At 31.8% G+C, this 19,459-nt stretch carries 16 protein-coding genes, 19 tRNA genes and 1 rRNA gene; 5 read left to right on the plus strand and 31 right to left on the minus strand.

Annotation, left to right across the window (positions count from 1 at the left end; genetic code table 11):
• The first annotated feature begins 9 nt into the window (after positions 1 to 9).
• The 5 genes from HZY82_RS04665 (at position 10) to HZY82_RS04685 (ending at position 3,714) form a co-directional block, all read left to right on the plus strand.
• Entirely contained in the window at positions 10 to 291 is a 282-nt protein-coding gene (locus HZY82_RS04665) for a thiamine-binding protein (RefSeq protein WP_135156210.1), read from the plus strand.
• The gene (locus HZY82_RS04670) at positions 263 to 1,042 is read left to right on the plus strand and encodes an ABC transporter permease (protein ID WP_135156209.1); all 780 of its coding nucleotides are present in this window, start codon (positions 263 to 265) and stop codon (positions 1,040 to 1,042) included. Before HZY82_RS04665 ends, HZY82_RS04670 begins: the two co-directional genes overlap by 29 nt.
• Positions 1,029 to 2,048: an ABC transporter substrate-binding protein gene (locus HZY82_RS04675; protein WP_135156208.1), complete on the plus strand. Its 1,020-nt coding sequence runs from the start codon at positions 1,029 to 1,031 to the stop codon at positions 2,046 to 2,048. Before HZY82_RS04670 ends, HZY82_RS04675 begins: the two co-directional genes overlap by 14 nt.
• A 3-nt stretch (positions 2,049 to 2,051) precedes the next feature.
• Entirely contained in the window at positions 2,052 to 2,774 is a 723-nt protein-coding gene (locus HZY82_RS04680) for an ABC transporter ATP-binding protein (protein ID WP_135156207.1), read from the plus strand.
• A gap of 166 nt (positions 2,775 to 2,940) precedes the next feature.
• A complete protein-coding gene (locus HZY82_RS04685; RefSeq protein WP_135156206.1) occupies positions 2,941 to 3,714 on the plus strand; it encodes a DUF6612 family protein in 774 nt (257 codons plus the stop codon).
• Between the two features lie 435 nt (positions 3,715 to 4,149).
• Here HZY82_RS04685 and HZY82_RS04690 read toward each other — a convergent pair whose 3' ends face one another.
• The 31 genes from HZY82_RS04690 to rrf form a co-directional block, all read right to left on the minus strand.
• A complete protein-coding gene (locus HZY82_RS04690; protein WP_218925248.1) occupies positions 4,150 to 7,029 on the minus strand; it encodes a YfhO family protein in 2,880 nt (959 codons plus the stop codon).
• Positions 7,019 to 7,969, minus strand: a complete 951-nt coding sequence (gene pgfS / locus HZY82_RS04695; protein ID WP_135156203.1) for a glycosyltransferase PgfS — start codon at positions 7,967 to 7,969, stop codon at positions 7,019 to 7,021. The genes HZY82_RS04690 and pgfS overlap by 11 nt, the downstream gene beginning before the upstream one ends.
• 116 nt (positions 7,970 to 8,085) lie before the next feature.
• Positions 8,086 to 9,549 (minus strand): hypothetical protein, encoded by a 1,464-nt coding sequence (locus tag HZY82_RS04700; protein WP_179938849.1) that lies wholly within the window; start codon positions 9,547 to 9,549, stop codon positions 8,086 to 8,088.
• A 187-nt stretch (positions 9,550 to 9,736) separates the two neighbouring features.
• Positions 9,737 to 9,934 carry a hypothetical protein gene (locus HZY82_RS04705; protein ID WP_135156201.1) on the minus strand — a complete coding sequence of 66 codons (198 nt, stop codon included), beginning with the start codon at positions 9,932 to 9,934 and terminating at the stop codon, positions 9,737 to 9,739.
• A 70-nt stretch (positions 9,935 to 10,004) separates the two neighbouring features.
• Entirely contained in the window at positions 10,005 to 10,913 is a 909-nt protein-coding gene (locus HZY82_RS04710) for a class I SAM-dependent methyltransferase (protein ID WP_135156200.1), read from the minus strand.
• A 109-nt stretch (positions 10,914 to 11,022) separates the two neighbouring features.
• The gene (locus tag HZY82_RS04715; RefSeq protein ID WP_135156199.1) at positions 11,023 to 11,607 is read right to left on the minus strand and encodes an RDD family protein; all 585 of its coding nucleotides are present in this window, start codon (positions 11,605 to 11,607) and stop codon (positions 11,023 to 11,025) included.
• A 12-nt stretch (positions 11,608 to 11,619) separates the two neighbouring features.
• Positions 11,620 to 12,606: a signal peptide peptidase SppA gene (sppA, locus tag HZY82_RS04720; protein ID WP_135156198.1), complete on the minus strand. Its 987-nt coding sequence runs from the start codon at positions 12,604 to 12,606 to the stop codon at positions 11,620 to 11,622.
• A gap of 2 nt (positions 12,607 to 12,608) precedes the next feature.
• Positions 12,609 to 13,973, minus strand: coding sequence for a replicative DNA helicase (dnaB, locus tag HZY82_RS04725; protein ID WP_135156197.1), 1,365 nt, complete (start codon positions 13,971 to 13,973; stop codon positions 12,609 to 12,611).
• 30 nt (positions 13,974 to 14,003) lie between these two features.
• Positions 14,004 to 14,450 carry a 50S ribosomal protein L9 gene (gene rplI / locus HZY82_RS04730; protein ID WP_135156196.1) on the minus strand — a complete coding sequence of 149 codons (447 nt, stop codon included), beginning with the start codon at positions 14,448 to 14,450 and terminating at the stop codon, positions 14,004 to 14,006.
• A 17-nt stretch (positions 14,451 to 14,467) separates the two neighbouring features.
• A complete protein-coding gene (locus tag HZY82_RS04735; RefSeq protein WP_135156195.1) occupies positions 14,468 to 16,411 on the minus strand; it encodes a DHH family phosphoesterase in 1,944 nt (647 codons plus the stop codon).
• A gap of 2 nt (positions 16,412 to 16,413) precedes the next feature.
• Positions 16,414 to 17,412, minus strand: coding sequence for a DUF2232 domain-containing protein (locus HZY82_RS04740; protein WP_179938851.1), 999 nt, complete (start codon positions 17,410 to 17,412; stop codon positions 16,414 to 16,416).
• Positions 17,413 to 17,528: 116 nt separating this feature from the next.
• Positions 17,529 to 17,599 (minus strand) — tRNA-Trp (locus HZY82_RS04745).
• 3 nt (positions 17,600 to 17,602) lie between these two features.
• Positions 17,603 to 17,686 (minus strand) — tRNA-Tyr (locus HZY82_RS04750).
• A gap of 20 nt (positions 17,687 to 17,706) precedes the next feature.
• A tRNA-Thr gene (locus tag HZY82_RS04755) sits at positions 17,707 to 17,779 on the minus strand.
• Between the two features lie 7 nt (positions 17,780 to 17,786).
• A tRNA-Phe gene (locus HZY82_RS04760) sits at positions 17,787 to 17,862 on the minus strand.
• 22 nt (positions 17,863 to 17,884) lie between these two features.
• A tRNA-Asp gene (locus HZY82_RS04765) sits at positions 17,885 to 17,960 on the minus strand.
• Between the two features lie 19 nt (positions 17,961 to 17,979).
• Positions 17,980 to 18,053, minus strand: a tRNA-Met gene (locus HZY82_RS04770).
• 10 nt (positions 18,054 to 18,063) lie between these two features.
• Positions 18,064 to 18,156: transfer RNA gene (locus HZY82_RS04775), tRNA-Ser, on the minus strand.
• 13 nt (positions 18,157 to 18,169) lie between these two features.
• Positions 18,170 to 18,246: transfer RNA gene (locus tag HZY82_RS04780), tRNA-Ile, on the minus strand.
• A 24-nt stretch (positions 18,247 to 18,270) separates the two neighbouring features.
• Positions 18,271 to 18,347: transfer RNA gene (locus HZY82_RS04785), tRNA-Met, on the minus strand.
• Between the two features lie 30 nt (positions 18,348 to 18,377).
• Positions 18,378 to 18,453: transfer RNA gene (locus HZY82_RS04790), tRNA-Ala, on the minus strand.
• Between the two features lie 19 nt (positions 18,454 to 18,472).
• Positions 18,473 to 18,549 (minus strand) — tRNA-Pro (locus HZY82_RS04795).
• 16 nt (positions 18,550 to 18,565) lie between these two features.
• A tRNA-Arg gene (locus HZY82_RS04800) sits at positions 18,566 to 18,639 on the minus strand.
• 8 nt (positions 18,640 to 18,647) lie between these two features.
• Positions 18,648 to 18,734, minus strand: a tRNA-Leu gene (locus tag HZY82_RS04805).
• An 80-nt stretch (positions 18,735 to 18,814) separates the two neighbouring features.
• Positions 18,815 to 18,899, minus strand: a tRNA-Leu gene (locus HZY82_RS04810).
• 20 nt (positions 18,900 to 18,919) lie between these two features.
• Positions 18,920 to 18,995, minus strand: a tRNA-Lys gene (locus tag HZY82_RS04815).
• Between the two features lie 10 nt (positions 18,996 to 19,005).
• Positions 19,006 to 19,081 (minus strand) — tRNA-Thr (locus HZY82_RS04820).
• A gap of 7 nt (positions 19,082 to 19,088) precedes the next feature.
• Positions 19,089 to 19,164 (minus strand) — tRNA-Val (locus HZY82_RS04825).
• A 10-nt stretch (positions 19,165 to 19,174) separates the two neighbouring features.
• Positions 19,175 to 19,246, minus strand: a tRNA-Glu gene (locus tag HZY82_RS04830).
• Between the two features lie 6 nt (positions 19,247 to 19,252).
• Positions 19,253 to 19,329, minus strand: a tRNA-Asn gene (locus HZY82_RS04835).
• 6 nt (positions 19,330 to 19,335) lie between these two features.
• Positions 19,336 to 19,450: ribosomal RNA gene (gene rrf, locus HZY82_RS04840) — 5S ribosomal RNA — on the minus strand.
• Positions 19,451 to 19,459 lie beyond the last annotated feature (9 nt).

Consider the following 19,459-nt stretch of genomic DNA (forward strand, 5'->3'; position numbering starts at 1 on the left):
TTTTTTATTTTGTTAAATTCAAGTATATCTATTCAAATACTACCCTTATCAAATCTTAATAGAATAGAACTTATTGATAGGGTAATTACTTTTATCAAATCTAGGCACAATAGAGTTTTTGTAGGTCCTTTTGAAACTGTTATTGAAGGTGAATTTTCTTATATTATGGAAACTTTACAAAAATCTATTGAAATAGCTGGTCATGATTGCGAAAATATATTTGCCAATGTGAAAATAAATTATGGGGATATTCTTAGTATAGATGAAAAAATTACTAAACATAGGCCGTAGACATATAAGCATTGTACTTTCTATTCTTTTTATACTTATGTGGCAAGGCGCGGCAAATCTTAAACTCCTTCCAAAGTATATAGTACCTAGCCCTTTAGAAATCATCAATGCTTTTATGAGAGATTGGAAGTTTTTAATCTTTCACTCTCAAGTAACTTTGCTAGAAGCAATTATAGGACTTAGTAGTGGACTTATTGTTGCAATAATTCTTGCCTTAATTATGGATTCATTCAAAATTTTGAATGATGCAATCTATCCAATACTTGTAGTAAGCCAAACTATTCCTACAATAGCAATAGCACCTATTCTGATTTTATGGCTAGGCTTCGGCTTACTTCCCAAGGTTATACTAATCGTTCTTACAACTGCCTTCCCTATAGTTGTGGCTATATTAGATGGTTTTAGAAACTGTGATAAGGACTTATTAACCTTACTAAAAGTTATGAAAGCTAGTAAGTGGCAAATTTTATACCATGTAAAAATCCCCAACTCATTACCTTATTTTTACGCAGGTCTTAAAGTCAGTGTTTCTTACGCCTTTATAGCAGCTGTTGTAGCTGAATGGCTAGGTGGTTTTGAAGGACTTGGTGTCTATATGATCAAAGCTAAAAAATTATTCCAGTATGATACTATGTTCGCAATCATAATACTAACATCACTTATAAGTTTACTATCTATCTATTTGGTAACTGTGAGTGAGAAAAAATTTATAAAATGGAAATATTTAGGAGACGAAAATGAAAAAATTTAAAAAAATGTTATTACCACTATTAGCAGCGACTGGACTTATAATTAGTGCTTGTTCTAATCCAGCAACAAAAACAAATAGTCCTGCTACACAGCCAAGTTCAGAATTAAAGAAAGTTGATTTCTTACTGGATTGGACACCAAACACCAACCACACTGGATTATATGTAGCCAAAGAGAAAGGATATCTAAAGGAAGTAGGTATTGACCTAGACATCAAGACTCCTGCAGAAGAATCGACTTCTGACCTTATTATCAACAATAAGGCTCCAATGGGAATTTATTTCCAAGACTTTTTAGCGAATAAATTATCAAAAGGTGCCGAAGTTACTGCTGTTGCAGCTATTATAGAAAATAATACATCTGGTATTATATCTAACAAAGCATCTAATATTGTAAGTCCTAAAGATTTAGCTAACAAAAAATATGGAACTTGGGAGGATCCTGTTGAATTAGCCATGATTAAAACTATTATGGAAAATGAGAATGCAGATTTCTCTAAAATTAAAAAAGTTCCAAATACAGACTCAAACTCAATAATCCCAATGGTCAACAATGTATTTGAATCCGCTTGGGTATATCAAGCTTGGGATGGAATTATGGCTAAATATGAAAAATTAGACACTAACTTCTTCTTTTTAAAAGATTATGCTGCTGAGTTAAATTTTTATTCTCCAATCATAATTGCAAATAATGATTATCTAAAATCTAATCCGGAAGAAGCTAAAAAAATAGTTCAAGCTATTAAAAAAGGATATCAATACGCAATTGCTAATCCAGAAGAAGCCGCAGATATCTTAATTAAATACTCTCCAGAATTAGGACAAAAGAAAGATTTCGTTATAGAATCACAAAAATATATCTCTAAAGAATATGCATCTAACCCAAGTAAATGGGGAGAGATTGATGCCAAGCGTTGGGATGGATTCTACAAATGGGCTTATGACAACAAAGTTATCGAAAAAGAGATAGCTGCCGGTCACGGATTCACTAATGATTTAGTAAAATAATCTATGAATATGCTAGAAATAAAAAACTTATCTTATTCTTACCATAATAATCCTGTACTAGATGATATAAATATTCATGTTTCTGAAGGAGAAATAGTTTCTATTGTCGGAAGCTCAGGAGTCGGTAAATCCACCTTATTCAACATAATAGCTGGAATAGAGAAATTACAAACAGGAACTATCGAAATAAAGGATAGCCAAGACTTTCTTGGTAAAGTTTCTTATATGCTTCAAAAAGATTTACTCTTACAACATAAAACAATAGTAGATAATGTCGCTCTTCCACTTATTATAAGAGGTACTAATAGAAAAAGTGCAAGAGAAAAATCTTTAAAATTATTAAAACAATTTAATCTTGATGACTATGCTGATAAGTATCCTAGTCAATTATCTGGGGGAATGAGACAAAGGGTTGCACTTCTCAGAACTTATATGTTAGAAGAAAAGTTGTTTCTACTAGATGAAGCCTTCTCTGCCTTGGATGCAATCACTAAAAATCAATTACATAATTGGTATAAAGAGGTGCATAAAGATTTAGGACTAACAACTCTACTTATAACTCACGATATAGAAGAAGCTATCACTCTTAGCCATAGAATATATATCTTAAAAAACAAGCCTGGTCAGATAGTCAAAGAAATAAAAATTGTTCTTGATCCCAAACAAGATGTAGATATTCAGAAATTAAAATATAAAAAAGAAATACTTAATATTTTAGAAATATAGCTTAAAAACCATTGTCTAGATAAGCAATGGTTTTTATAATCCAATCTCTTCACAAGTAAATAAATTATAACTGATTAAGAAAGTTAGCTATACTAATTAATTTTTTACTTGTAATTAAGTATTATTAATGCTAAAATTTTCCTTAATAAATTTAGGAGATTAACAAATGAAAATATTAAAAAAGAAATCTTTCTTTACACTATTTTTAGCTATCACATTAATTATAACAGCCTGTTCAAAAGGAGATAATAAGACAGAAATTAAGAAATTAAGTGGCCAAGATATAGCACAAAAATCTATAGATTCTTTAAAAATTTCGACTTCTTTTGAAACTATTACTGAAGGGAGTGGTTACTCTGCCTTAAAAGATATTTCTGTAGTTTCTTCAACAAACTATACTATTGAAGCATCCTTAATCAAAGATCCCTTATCCTATAAATTAGTAGATAGATCTGGAGAGCTTACGTCTTTATATTATTTTGTAAATGGTAGTGAGTATAGTAAAAAATATCAAAATAATACTTCTACTCCATGGGAGAGAAAAAATGATTCTATAAAAACAGTATCATATTTTTATAATACATTTCATTTAAATAATATAGTAAATTATAATAAGGATTACATCTTAACAGAAACTGACTCTACTTACATTATAGACTTTAGACCTGAAAATTTTGAAGAATTTAAAAACACTTACTATGCAGCTTCCCCACCTAATGTTAGAGATCAATCAACAATCGACTTCTATTCATTAAGAATTACTATTGACAAAAGTACTTTCCTCCCTCTAGAAGAAGAAGTAGAATATAGAAAAATCGAATTTCTTGAAGAATCTCAAGTCCATACCAAGTCCTATTATAAAGAAAAAAGACAGTTTAAAAATTATAATAATATAGAAAATTTTGAACTCCCAGAAGGCCTTAAAAATATAATTGTATAAGTAAAAGACAGGATTGCATAAATTGCAGTCCTGTCTTTACTCTAATCTTCAACTTTTTTATTGAATTTTAATCCTATTGTAAAACTGTGAAATAGTATTATATAAATCAATAAAAACAGAAGATTTTCTTGTGTATATTTAGCAACATCAATATCTAGATATACCAAAGCAACCAAAGATGAAAAAGTAATAACTTTTTCTAGAGTATAACATATATTTTCAATTATCTCTTTTCTAGATTTGCTTATATGAACTTCTTTTAATTAATGTCATCTGTATTATACCTGCTATAACAAGTGTCAGCAAACAAAAAACTATAAAAATTAAATCTAGTATAGAATTTTCTTGAATAACAACATAGATACTATAGTATAAAATGTTTATTAAGATATGAACTATTGTACCTATTGCAACAATATTAAATAATTTTCTCATTTAAGCTTGTTTATTCTTTCTATTTCTTCTTTCAAAAATATACAGTGCTATCAAAGCAGATACAGCTACTAATGAAACACCCATACCAAGATACCATCCTTGAGGCGTAAATTCAATTTCAATTTCATGCTCTCCGCTTGTAATTGGAAAGGCCAACATAGAATTTAATATCTTACTTGTTTCTACTTCTTTTCCATCAACTTTTACTTTCCAACCCGGATTATATGGTATTGTTGTAAACATTAACTTACTATCATCTGTAATATTTACTTTTCCTTTAATATTAGTGTTAGTCCATGAAGTTACTTGCATACCTTGCGCTTTTCTTTCTTCAATAACCTTTTTTATCTTAGCAGAATCTGCCCTATAAAAGGCCATTCCTGATAATTCTATTGGTTCTTCTAGATGATTTTCAAATGATAATCTTACCTCTTGATCTTTAGAATTGTAGGCCATATTCCATAATTGATATTGATCAAATGATTGAGTGTAGTAATACCACTTACCATTTCTCCTAATATCAATATTTCCACCCATCGATTTACGTAATGTCGTTGGTGCTAGGAAATAGTGAGGATCATTTGTTTTTGGTGTGAATTTCAGTGTTACTTCTGCTTTCTTTCCTTGTTCGATAGTATCATAAGTCAATTTACCATTAACAATATTTTGAGTAACATTATTTATTTCGGCAATTGGGGTTCCTATATCTTCAAAATAAGTATCTTTTCCACCTAAAGCAGATAATATTTTATTTTGATTCGAATGAGGATAGTGATTTTTCATCACAAGACTAGCAATCTCTGAACTTGCTCCAAACGCTATAGGAAGCACATTTTCGTTCTTGTAAGCTATATAACGATCGTCTTCATAAATCTTACTATAATTTTCTGTTAAATCAAATCTACTAGAGTTTAATTGGAAATATTTCTTATTTGGATTATTCTGTAAATCTTCGCTTGTGTAAGACTTTCTATCAATAAAGTATTTTACTGAATACATAGCATCTGTCCAAGGCGTTCCATTAGCATAATAAGTTGCTGCATTTCCACCAAAGTCCCCCATATTTCCAAAGAAATCTAATGTAGATTTTTCTAAGTTAGAAGAGAAAGTTGATAAACCATTATATCCATACATAAATGGATCATTTTTAGCATAAACAAATGTTGAAGCTATACGATAAAAATCCGCCTTATCTTGTTCTTTAATATTATCTACTACCTTAGATACACTCTCTGCTGCATCTGAAAATTTAGGTGCATTATCATAACCAAGTGTTATCTGTGACAAATAAGCATTACCTGTTAATTCAAAAGATACCATAGCAAGTGCTACTGCATACAAGTATCTACTTCTATCAGTATTGAAGAATAATAAAGCCACTAGCCATGTCGTTAATGTTAAAATAATTTGTGTTAAAAAATATCCTTTAATTAGTAAATAAACTGCTACTAAGATACCTATAACAATAAATACTTGCTTGTAAATTCTATTCTTATCTTCCTTATTAGAAAGTATTATGTAAGAAGTCAAAGCAGCAATTATAAGAGCTATTAAATAAATCATAAACTGATTTGCTGTAAGTACCTTATTTAGCTCATCACTTTGTATCTTAGTTATAAAGCTATAGTCATTTGAAAATACGTAGTAGGCTGAGCTTATCATTAGAGTTATTAATCCTAGATTTAAAAACCAAGGAATTCTTACTTTTACTCCAAAAGTTCTGTAAGCCAAGAAAACCATGAAAAATGAGGTAATCCAAGAATATCTATAAAAGAAACCTGCTGGTGTTTGTCCCATATGCCAAAGTTTATTAGTAAACATGTGAACAAATCCTGCAAAAAATACAAATAAAATAATCCCTACTCCTACTTTTCTAAGTGGCTTTTCATTCTTATTAAAAAAGTAAAGAATAGCTCCTAGCAAGGCTATAGATCCTACAAAGATATTTGGTAAATTAGGTCCAGCTGACCAACCAGATGCATTATCAAAAGCACCTATCATTAATTTGGCTAAAATATCTAAAGGATTAATTTGTAAAGCAAATTCAAATGTTAGTTCATTTTTATAAGCCCCTTTTGATAAAATAAGGTTAAGTACTATTGGTAATAAAAGTACCATAGCCACTGCTACTGCCCAAAAGGATGATAACAAGAAAGCTAAAAATTTTCTTAAATATTCTGCTAATGAAAATTCTCCCTTATCTTTAGGCCATAAATAATAGAACATTACATATAAACCTAAAAATAAACTGATCATAAAAGCCATATAAAAATGTAAGAAAAATGCTGCTGCTAACCAAATTATGTACTTATATGCAACTCCTCCATCGAGATACTCCTCTAAGTAAACCAAGATAATCGGTAAGACTATCATTGCATCATAGAATATTGGATTCATTTGATATGAAACTATCATTCCTGACATTGCATAAGAAACTGCAAATAAAGGAACGTATAAAGTATCATATTTCAAACCAGAATATCTTCTTACTAAGAAGAAGGCCATAGCAAAACCTGTCGCCCCATAACGAAGCAATATGGTTAAAAATATTGCCCAAGGATATTCTTCTAAAGGTAAAATTATGTATAGAATATTAAAAGGACTTATTAAATTAAATCCCCAAATACCGATCATTGCTCCACCTAAGCTTTTAGAAAAAGAGTAGAATAGAGCTGTATAATCACCACTTAAAACCGTATCTCTAAGAAATGAATAGAGTCCTATGTATTGTTGTCCAAAATCAACTGCCATAAGAGTTTTATCTCCAAATGGAAATACCCCCATAAAGGCCCAAACTAAGGACATTAAAAACATTGGTAAAATTGTAGAAAGAAGATACATTCTTCTTTTCTTATGCTTTAAATCATCATTATTTAACATTTGAATCCTCCTCATCAAAATTAGTCTCATCAATTAAATAGTGGGGTCTTCTTTTAACTTCATAGAAAATTTTTCCTATATATTCTCCTAAGATTCCAATAGAAATTAATTGAACCCCCCCAAGAAATGTAATCATAGCTATTGTTGTAAAATAACCACTAACTAATAGATGGGGTTTAGTAAAGTATAGGGCTATCATAGACAACAAGTATAGAACAGCAACAAAGACACAAATAAATCCTAGTTTTAAAACTATTCTAAGAGGTTTTTCATTAAATGACATTATACCTTGCATAGCATAATTAAGTGAACGTCTGAAACCAAACTTAGATTCTCCAGCTTCTCTAACTTGATTTTGATAGTCAATTATCTTTTCCTTAAATCCTATCCAAGAGAAAATTCCCTTAGAAAAACGATTATACTCCTCTAAAGAAAGCACAGCATCAACAGCCTTTCTAGAGAAAAGTTTAAATTCAGATATTCCATTTGTTAATTTTACATCCATAAGTGAAGAAGACGTTTTGTAAAATAGATTTGCAAATAAAGTTCCTAACTTAGATTCTCCCTCTCTATTACGTCGACCAGATACTACATCATAACCTTCTAAATATCCTTCTACAAATTTATGAATAAGTTGTGGTGGATGTTGTAAATCGCCATCCATAATCATAACCATTTCCCCATCCGCCTTTCTAAGTCCAGCAAGTAAAGCTCCTTCACGTCCAAAGTTACGACTAAAACTGATATACTTAACTTTAGGATTTTCCTTTGCTATATTTTTCATTAATTCTAGTGTTCTATCCTTAGAACCATCATTAACAAATACTAGTTCATAGTCAGATATTTCTTTAATTTCACTTACATACTTATTTATTTCCCTATGTGTTTTTTCAATCATTTTTTCTTCATTAAAAAAGGCAACAACAATCGATAATTTCATGATTTCTCTACTCCTTTATTATCCTACATATTAAAAATAAACGATATTCCATTATTAAAGAATATCGTTTAGTTTTTAATTTGTCAAGCATTTATAAGTAATTTTTAACTAGCAACCTAGTAACCACCATAAGTGTAAGTTCCCCACTTTTTAAGTAATGAATGAACTGAGCCCCCAAATCTTCTATTTAACTGATTATTAACAAATATTTGATGAGATTTGGCGGTGTCAATTCCTGCATATCCATCTCCTGTTTGTCCAAATCCTGCCCCCTCTATTCTATGAATTACCCATAGAGCTTCTGCAGTTGTTAATTCGTCTATTAGTTTATCTACACCTGAAGAAGCATGGTAAGCCGCTCCATTTCTATGTCCTGGAATAGAAAGTAAATGATTAATTACTTGTTGCCCTTTGGCTGATCTCTGTCTTACTAATAAACCATTAGAATCAAATTTCGGTACTTCTTTTTTAGATGCTATTTGGGTAGTTGAAACTGTTTTTTTACTTTCTTCTTTTTTAGCAGTTGTTTGTTTACTTGTAGTTCTATTTGCTTGTACTAATTGTTTAGTACTTTCTTTTTTAGCTGATGAAGCAATTTTTGCTTGGATTACCTTATTCTCAGTTGGATTGATCCATGCCCCAGCTTTTCCTGCTGTTTTTGAAATATTAATCATTCCATTTGCTGTTTTATATATAAAATAGCTTCCTTTTGTATATTTAGATTTAGCACTTACTTTTGAAGCAGCTAATCCAGCATTAGTATATGTATTAACATCTGTCTCTAATGTATACTTCCTTGAAGCTTCTATGGATTTAGTTGGCATATTTTTAGTTTCTTCTTTTTTAACAATTGCCGGCTTAATTGCGGTTTGTTTTGTTTTAGCTACTGTGTTAGAACTTGAAAACTTATTATCAGTTGGATTTATCCATGCTCCAGCTTTTCCTTGAACTCTTGAGATATTGATCATATCATTTGCTGTTTTATAAACATAGTAGTTTCCTTTAGAATATACAGAGCGTGCATTAGTTCCAGTTGCTGCTGAACTTGCATTTGAATATGTCCTGACACTTGTATTCAGTACATAATGTTGGTTAGATATTTGACTTGTTTGTGTTTTTGTAGCTGTTTTACTTTGTGTAGTTTGATTTGTCTGTGCTTTTGTAGCTACTTTGCTTTGTGTAGTTTGATTTGTCTGTACTTTTGCAGCTGCTATTTTACTTTGTGTACTTTGGCTTGTTTGCACTTTTGTAGTTACTGCTTTGGGATTTGTAGATTGATTTGTCTGTACTTTTGTAGCTACTACTTTATTTTCATTTGGATTTATCCATGCTCCAGCTTTTCCTGCTGTTTTTGAAATATTAATCATTCCATTTGCTTGTTTATATATATGGTAAGTCCCTTGTCCATAGCTTGATTTTGCATTTACAGCCTTTGCTGCATTAGCTGCATTAGTGTAAGTTTTTACATTTTGATTTACTGTATATGTATTAGCACTTGCAATATTTTCTTCTAAGATAGATGCAAGAACTGGTGTTGCTAATACACTAAGCGTGATCAATACTTTTTTACTATTTTTCATTTTTATAATTAATCTCCTTTGGTTTATTTAATTATGACTTCAAAAAATATTAGGTCTTTTTGATAAACCCATAACACAATTATATACTCAAAAAATAATAAAGCAATACTTTTAGACCAGTCTTAACACTCTCTTAAATGGCTCGTAATATTTTTGAAATAAAAAAGAACTAGTGTAACACTAGTTCCTACTCTTCACTTTTTGATTCTTCAGTCCCTTCAGTATCTCCACCTAAGAATCCATCAATAACATTGTTAATTTGCTCCGATACGTTATCTCCCATTCCTTCTGGTAAAATATCTGCTAATTTTTCAGAAACTTGACCGTTGATGATTTCTCCAGCTTTTTCTGTTAAGTTATCTTTTAAGTTATCAAATATTGACATTTTATTTCTCCTAGAATTTTATTTATATTTTAATTATAACATATTTTACCTATAAATAAAATAATTACACTTATTTAGATTCCAACCACTCATTAAAACTATCTAGTAAGTTAGTATAGGCACTACTACTTTGAATATTAGATATATGTCCTAAGAAAACCTGTCTAGGTAACAGCTTATTATTCTTCTTGCTTGCGATTAATATTACCTTCTCTTGCTTACTATTCTTGAACATATCTTCTGGTAAGGTAATGAAGGCATTGAAATTTATTTCCTCTGTGATAAACTCCTTAATTTGTTTATCAAGATTCATTATTTCTTTAGGCATTAGAAGTATGGCCACTCCATTTTCTTTTATGTATTTTGTGGCTTGCTCTAGAAATAAGAATGAATTTAAACTGTGTCCTTCTCTTGCACATAATTTAAAATTCATGGCATTATTATCATCTACATAATATGCATAAGGTACATCCGAAATTACCAAATCTTGCAGTGCAATATTTATATCCTTTAAGGCATCTTGTCTATAAATTATTACTTCTTTTTCTAATAAATTATAGATATTAGCCTGAAGTTTTACATAATCACTATCTATTTCTACAGATGTATAGGTAGATTCATTTGCCAACTGATTCATTAAGGCTAATAATAAGTTTCCACTACCACTTGCTAAGTCTGTAACTTCTACCTTATTATCTTTTAATATTGCTTTTGCTAATGATGTCATATAAAATGATATAACTTCTGGTGTCATACCATAATTTACATCCCCCAATTCTTTTACAGCCTTAAGCAATAAAAATTGATAAGTCTTTTTTATATCTTCCTTAGAATATCTATCCACTATTGAAAAATACTCTTGATCATCTTCTAAACTTAGATACTTTGAAAGAGATGTTAGGTAAGTTGTATTCTCAGCCTTACATAATTCCTCTACTTTCCCATCTATATTATGAAATAATTCTTCTATTTTTGACATCACTTAACTCCTATAATATATTTTTTAAAATTATACTAGATAGCTCAAATAAAATCAAATTGATAAAATTTATAAAGGGCCGATAGAATTCTATCTATCGGCCTAATAATTATTTAGTTTCATTAATCTTTTTTCTTAGTTCGGAATATTCTTCTTCTATAACCACTGTATCTGCTATATAGTCATGTATACCTTTTTTCTGAGAGTTGAAGAATACAGCTAAATAGGTTAGGAAAACTACAGAATTTATAAGTCTTCCGGCTACTTCTCTATATAAAACATCAGATATCTTTAAAGTAGCACTTGTATCTCCTTCTACCTTAATCCCAAACATCATCTTACCTAATGTTTGACCATAGTTATAAGTCATAGCTACAAAGTATATGGAATGTATTATCCATACATTTAAGGTGGAATAAATATATGTTGACATCTCCTTATCAAAAATACCAAATGATAATCTATCAAATAGATCGCTCAACATATAAACTATAAGTAAATCTATTACATAGGCCAGGGCTCTTCTAGTAAAGCTAGCATATATTTTTTTAGAAAATGTTTTGTGCCAACTTAAATTAGTTTCATCTACTATTTTCTTAATAAAATCTTCTTTATCACTCTCTATTTTTTCCCCATTGCTCTTCTCTTCCAATTTTTTTTCCTCATCTAAAGATAAATTTTTTCTCTCTGTCATAAGATTGTCCTCCTATCCTAGATACTTCATTTGAACATTAGAAGATGAAGATGTAGACTTATTTACTTCCTCTGTAATTGCTTTAGCAGTTTCTGAAATAAATGATTTTAAGAAGTTATAAGTTGCTTCTGGTTTTTTGTATTCTATCACTTCTGGGTTAAAAAGCTTTTTCTCATTCTTAATTTCATTAATCATATCTTCTTCGCCTGCAATCTTATCTATAAGTTTGTGACCTAGGGCCTGATTAGCTGTATATACTCTACCATCTGCCAATGACTTAACTGTATTTGTATCCATATTACGCCCTTTAGCAATTACATCGACAAATCTATCATAAGCTTCTGTAATTATATCTTTATGTAATTTCAAAGTTTCTTCGTTCATATCTTCAGTAAGACCACCTACAGCCTTTTGGCTACCTGAACGAATAATCTGATTTTTAATTCCATTATCATTTAAGAATTTTTGAGCAGATAAACTAGACATTATTACCCCTAGTGATCCTGTCATTGTTTCTTGGTGAGCAAATATTTTTTTACCAGCCATTGCAACATAATATCCTCCAGAAGTTGCATAACTTTCCATTGTCACGTAAACATCTTTACCAGAATTTTTTAAGGCTTCGTAAATCTCTCTAGACTCATAAACTCCCCCACCTGGTGAATCTACCGCCAGTAGAATGGCTTTTACATTTGGATCTTCTTTAGCTTTTTTAATCTGACTAATTACAGAATGGTCAGATTCTCTATCTATCATCTCATCCTTAATTTCACCCTTAATTTTTATTTTTTGAATCACTTCTGATGAATTCCCAGCTTTCAATATTTTCTTAACTGCTTTTTTTTCACCATTTACTAATGATTGAACAGACTGTACCGAGTCAATACTTAACGAATCATCTTCTTTGTTAACCGCTGGTTCAGCACTACTAAATTTAAGTGAAAACACTAGTATAAGCACTGCTAATCCTGCAGCTATTAATCTTTTTTTATTTTTCATAATTAAAATGCTCCTTGTTGTTTAGATACGAATTTATTATGTTTTTTTAGAAAAGCTAATTCTGCATCTCCTATTTGTCCTGCCCTATGCTTAGCTACTATAACTTCTATAGTAGTCACATCCTTATTGACATTAGGATTATCTTCATCATCCTCTCTATTATAATAGTCATCACGATATAAGAAGGCTACTATATCCGCATCCTGCTCAATAGATCCTGACTCCCTAAGATCACTCATCATAGGTCTCTTATCTTGCCTAGATTCAACGCTACGTGATAATTGAGATAAGGCTACTACCGGGCAGTCTAATTCCCTAGCCATTTGTTTAAGGCTTCTTGAAATTTCAGATACTTCTTGCTGCCTATTATCAGTACGCCTCGAACTCTGTAATAACTGTAGATAGTCTATAACAATCAAGTCTAAACCTTCCTCACGTTTAAGTTTTTTGCACTTAGCCTTTACTTCATTGACCTTAATAAAAGCTGAATCTTCTATAAAAATATTTTTTTGTCTTAAGAAGTTTATCCCGTTTTCTAATCTATATAAATCATCATTATTTAAACGACCTGTTCTTATTTTTTCAGAATCAACTAATCCCTCACTACAAATCATACGCTGAACTAATTGATCAGCTCCCATCTCAAGTGAAAAAATAGCTACCGTCTTCTTATCTTCATCGTTAATTTTAGGTCTACCTGCAACATTTAGTGCAATATTTAAAGCAAAAGCTGTCTTTCCCATAGATGGCCTAGCTGCGAGAATTACTAAATCACCCCTTGTAAATCCGTGAAGTAAGGCATCTAATGATGAGAATCCTGTAGGGATAGAATTATGATTTGCTTTCCCTTCTCTCTTCTCCATTATAGAATCCCATACTTCTTGACTTACATCTTTAATATTTTTGAATTCAGAAACCTTATTTCTTTCAATTGCCGCTTCTATCTTAGTCGTAACTTCAGCAGTAATATGATCTAAATCTCCATCCCCAGAATTCATTTTTTTCATATTACTTATTAAAATATCTTTTACTTCTCTATAAATAGAATTTTTCTTAACGATATTAGCGTAGTGTGCTACGTTTCTAGAGGTGGGCGTTACTTCATATATATTTACAATATATGCAGCTGCATCAATATTATTAAAAGCCGGATTAATACCTACTTCATTAAATATTGTAGTTGGATCTATTGCATTATCTTCATCACTAAGTTTTATAATTGCTCCATATATAAGCTTATTTTTTTCATCAATAAAGTCTTCTTCTTCCAAAATTCCTCGTATCTCTACAAGTCTATCTGGATCCATCATTAAAGCCCCTAATACAGATAGCTCGGCTTGCAATACTACCTCATAGTCTCTTTGCATACTGATCTTCCTATTCTTTCATTTTAAAATTTATTTTTGCTCCACTAAATGAACTTTAATTACTCCCTCTACTTTAGAATGTAATTTAATTTTTACATTGGTATAACCTAATGCATGTATACCATTAGGTAAATCAATTTTTTTCTTGTCAACCTTAATATCATGTTGTTTTTTTAATTCTTCAGCAACTTGTTTAGATGATACAGCACCAAATAAACGACCACCTTGCCCTGCTTTCACGGCAATTTTTACTTCTTTATCTTTTAATTGTTCTGCTAATTTTTCTGCTAGTGCTAATTCCTCTGCTTTATCTTTTTCTCTACGTTTTTCTTGTCCTTTTAAAGCTGCTAAATTGGCCGATGTTGCTTCTACTACTTTTTTACTAGCTAATAAAAATTTGGCATATCCTGCTGCTATCTCTTTTACTTCCCCTTTTTTTCCTTTTCCTTTAACATCTTCTAAAAATATTACTTTCATTTTTTCTCTCCTATAACTTACATTATTTTTTCTTCAATTATTTTTATTAGTTCATCTCTTACTAAATATATATCCTCACTAATTATTTGGCTGGCAGCGTTGGTCAAATGACCACCACCCCCCATATCTTCCATAACTAGTTGAACATTTAGATTTCCTAGAGACCTTGCCGATATTCCTACTGTGCTATCATCTAACCTTCCTAATACAAAACTTGCTTCTATCCCTTTTATTGATAATAATGTATCTGCTCCCTGCGCCAACAATACATTATTATATATCTTATCATTGGGTACTGCTGCTATCATTATATCATCAGAAATTTTGTAAGCATTCTTTATTATTTCTACCCTAGCTAAGAAATTTTCCAAAGGTTCTTTTAAAATATTTTTTATTTTTACTGGATCAGCACCCTGACTTCTTAAATATGCAGCTGCATCAAAAGTCCTAGATCCTGTTCTTAAAGTAAAGTTTTGAGAATCTACCACTATTCCACCAAGCATTAGGCTCGCTGATAGTGATCCTATATTATTGCCTTTTGTCTCATAAGCCAGTAGCTCTGAAATCAATTCTGCTGTCGATGATGCATAAGGTTCGATATAAGATAGTAGTGGATTCTCTATTATTTCTTCCCCTCTCCTATGATGATCTATTACAACTTTCTTAGTAATTTTATCCAAAAGACTAGTGTTCAATACTCTATCTGGAGCTGATGTGTCTACTACAACAAGTGTAGTTTTTGAACTAATAAGGTCATCTACCTGATCATTTGTAATAAAAATATTTTTTAAGTTTTCATGTTTATTTACTTCTTGCATAATTTTTGAAATAGTTTCATCTTTATCTTCTTCATTTAAGACAATATATGCTTCTTTAGCATTTAATTTAGAAAATTCATATATCCCTACACATGCTCCTATAGAATCAAAATCAGGATTTATATGTCCCATTACTATCACTTTATCACTATCTTTAATAATCTCTGATAAGGCATTAGATATTACTCTTGCCCTTACTCTAGTTCTTCTTTCTTGTGGATTTGTCTTACCACCATAAAATCTGATTGCTTCATCATCTTCTTTTACAGCAACTTGATCTCCTCCACGACCTAAGGCTATATCAAGAGATTTTTTTGCTCTGAGTCCCAGCTCAGGTAAGTAAGTAATCCCTGCTGCAACTCCTATAGAAATTGTTACTTGTGTATTATAAGTATCTTTTAAATTTCTTATTTCATCAAGAATATAAAATTTTTCTTCTTCGATTTGATAAAGATTTTTTACAGTAAGTAATCCTAAAAATCTATCCTCATCAATTCTTTTAATATAAATATTTTTTTTCTTGGCCCATTCGCTGATTAATTCAGCTATATTTGCGTCTAATTTAGCTACCTTTTCATCATCTAACAAATCATATATTTCTTCTTGATTATCTACATTTATTACCATTAATGCAGGTTTACTACTATCTAACTTCTCTCTCAACTTAACATTTTCTGTTATATCAAAGAAATATATATACCCCGATTCTTTTTCATATTTTATAGAATACTTACTTTCATTTATTTTTGTTTTAATTTCTAAAACATCATTTTCAAAAAGTTCTTGAATTTCAGGTAATACTTCTAAAATAGGCTCACCAATAATTTTTTTAAAATTCATATTATTGTAGATATACTCATTTGCCCATTCTATTAATTTTTTATCAACATCTACTATTATAATTCCTATTGGATACTTATTATTTCCTTTATTATTAGCGTCTTTTATCTTTTGAGTAAGACTTGATACACACTTTTCCGTACTTTTTTTTATATCTCTAATATATATGTATGTTGCCACTATAAGGGTGGTTGCAACTGTTATATAAATTAGTAGCGATACTGAATCCATTAAAAAAATTATAATAGCTCCAATTATCAATACCAGTGCTCCTAGCATTATGTACAAAGTATCCTTTTTCATAATTAGCTATCTTCTCCTTTCATATACAGATATCTCTCTCTTAGTTTCATTAATGAATCTACAAGACCAATAACATCAAATAAACTTGAGAATAGATATGCAGATACAAGCGTCAATACTTTTAAAAATCCACTAGAAGATTCTGTTTTTTCTTCTATGAAAAAGAAAATTGTACAGACACCATTAAAAACAAAAATCCACCTAAAAATTGAGTAGAGATTATCAAAGAAAAGATAATATGGATCATACAAATCTACACCTGACATAGCTATTACTAAAACTATTAGTGTTATCAATATATACAAATAAGCAAGGTCTTTACCAATGGCTACTAATTTAAATTTTTGAAAAATTGGAACTATTGCTTTCTCTCTTGATAGAATAAAAAATGTATAATTTATTAATAAAACAGAATAAGCGACAATTATCATAAAAACTAGTGTCGGTAAATATCGTTTGATTTGTTCAAATACTTCTCTAAATAAATCTACGTCTGTAGTTGGTTCAATACTAGACATTTTTGCTATATAAGAATCAATATAAACTTGTATGGCTTCTGGAGAATAATTAACTGTAGATGTTAAAATTAAAATATGCATATACAAAGTTATTCCAAAAAAGATTACTGCAGATATTGTCATAAGTATGAATAACTTTGAGCGCCTGTACTTTATAAAATGATAAATTATAAGTGCTAACAAAACGTGAATTATATTCCAAACTGTAGCATCTAATGATGAAACTAGATATGTATTAAATATAGTTAATATTGCTAAAGGAATAAAATAACTATTTCCTCTAGCAGCTAAAACATATACAAGTAATGGAAGAGTAATTATACTAGTAATAATATATATTTCTAAATAAGCACCTATAATAGTTAACGCCACATATAATAAGGAAAATAATAATACTTTACTATTACTAGGGCTTTTAAAAAATATTTCAGTAGATAAAATAAAATCTAATTCTTTCTTAAAATCAATTTTTCTTTCCTTCAATATATCCCACCTTTTTTATAAAATTATTATTAATATTATACATCATTCCCTTCTATTTTACTAGTACATCAAAATTAAGTATAAAAAAAAGCAGTAAAAAATTACTACTTCTAAAACAGGGATAGCAGGAATCGAACCCACACCAAAGGTTTTGGAGACCTTTGTTCTACCTTTAAACTATATCCCTAAATGGTGGGCAGGAGTGGATTCGAACCACTGAACCCGAAGGAGCGGAGTTACAGTCCGCCGCGTTTAGCCTCTTCGCTACCTACCCATTTAAAACATAAAAAAAAATGCCGGCCAGAGGACTTGAACCCCCGACCTACTGATTACAAGTCAGTTGCTCTACCAACTGAGCTAGGCCGGCAAACAAATGGTGCCTCGAGACAGAGTCGAACTGCCGACACATGGAGCTTCAATCCATTGCTCTACCAACTGAGCTATCGAGGCTATTATTTAATAAAATAAAAAATGGCGGTCCCGACGGGAATCGAACCCGCGATCTTCGCCGTGACAGGGCGACGTGATAACCGCTACACCACGGGACCTAAAACAATAAATATAAAATTGCGGGAGCAGGATTTGAACCTACGACCTTTGGGTTATGAGCCCAACGAGCTACCAGACTGCTCCATCCCGCGTTAATTAAAATGGAGGAGGAAAGGGGATTCGAACCCCTGCGAGCTTTTACACTCCTGTCGGTTTTCAAGACCGATCCCTTCAGCCGGACTTGGGTATTCCTCCTAAATATATCAAATGGTGGACTCTGTAGGACTCGAACCTACGACCGATCGGTTATGAGCCGATAGCTCTAACCAACTGAGCTAAGAGTCCGAACTAAGAATCTTTTATTTTTATTGGTGGCGGCAGAGGGGATCGAACCCCCGACCTTACGGGTATGAACCGTACGCTCTAGCCAGCTGAGCTACGCCGCCAATAAAGGCATTTTCTAGTATTCTAATAAATGGTGGAGCCTAGCGGGATCGAACCGCTGACCTCCTGCGTGCAAAGCAGGCGCTCTCCCAGCTGAGCTAAGGCCCCTTATTTAAAATTTATTAAATGGTCGGGAAGACAGGATTCGAACCTGCGACCCCTTGGTCCCAAACCAAGTGCTCTACCAAGCTGAGCTACTTCCCGTTACTTATTTTATAAACGCGCCCAAGAGGAGTCGAACCCCTAACCTTTTGATCCGTAGTCAAACGCTCTATCCAATTGAGCTATGGGCGCTAATATAATGGTGCCGAGGACCGGAATCGAACCGGTACGGTGTTGCCACCGCAGGATTTTAAGTCCTGTGCGTCTGCCAGTTCCGCCACCCCGGCATTATATTAGAAATACGGAGCAAGAAATTAGTTAATCCTGAACTATCACTTAACAGTGTTTACTCCAAAAATAATTTGAATGGTGCGGGTGAAGGGAGTCGAACCCCCACGCCGTGAAGCGCTAGATCCTAAGTCTAGTGCGTCTGCCAATTCCGCCACACCCGCTATCTATTACTATATTTAAATGGTGAGCCATGAAGGACTCGAACCTTCGACCCTTTGATTAAAAGTCAAATGCTCTACCAACTGAGCTAATGGCTCACTTTAAAAGTGGTGCCGGCCAGAGGACTTGAACCCCCGACCTACTGATTACAAGTCAGTTGCTCTACCAACTGAGCTAGGCCGGCAAACAAATGGTGGAGGATAACGGGATCGAACCGCTGACCCCTTGCTTGTAAGGCAAGTGCTCTCCCAGCTGAGCTAATCCTCCTTTTATTTAATGACCCGTACGGGATTCGAACCCGTGTTACCGCCGTGAAAGGGCGGTGTCTTAACCACTTGACCAACGGGCCATAATATGGCTCCACAGGCAGGACTCGAACCTGCGACCCTCTGATTAACAGTCAGATGCTACTACCAACTGAGCTACTGTGGAATAATTGCCTGGCAACGTTCTAATCTCGCAGGTCGTAAGACCAACTACAGTCGACGCTAAAGAGCTTAACTTCTGTGTTCGGTATGGGTACAGGTGTATCCTCTTTGCTATCGCCACCAGACGAAAACTA

Source organism: Gemella sp. GL1 (assembly GCF_013415365.1).
Lineage (GTDB): Bacteria > Bacillota > Bacilli > Staphylococcales > Gemellaceae > Gemelliphila.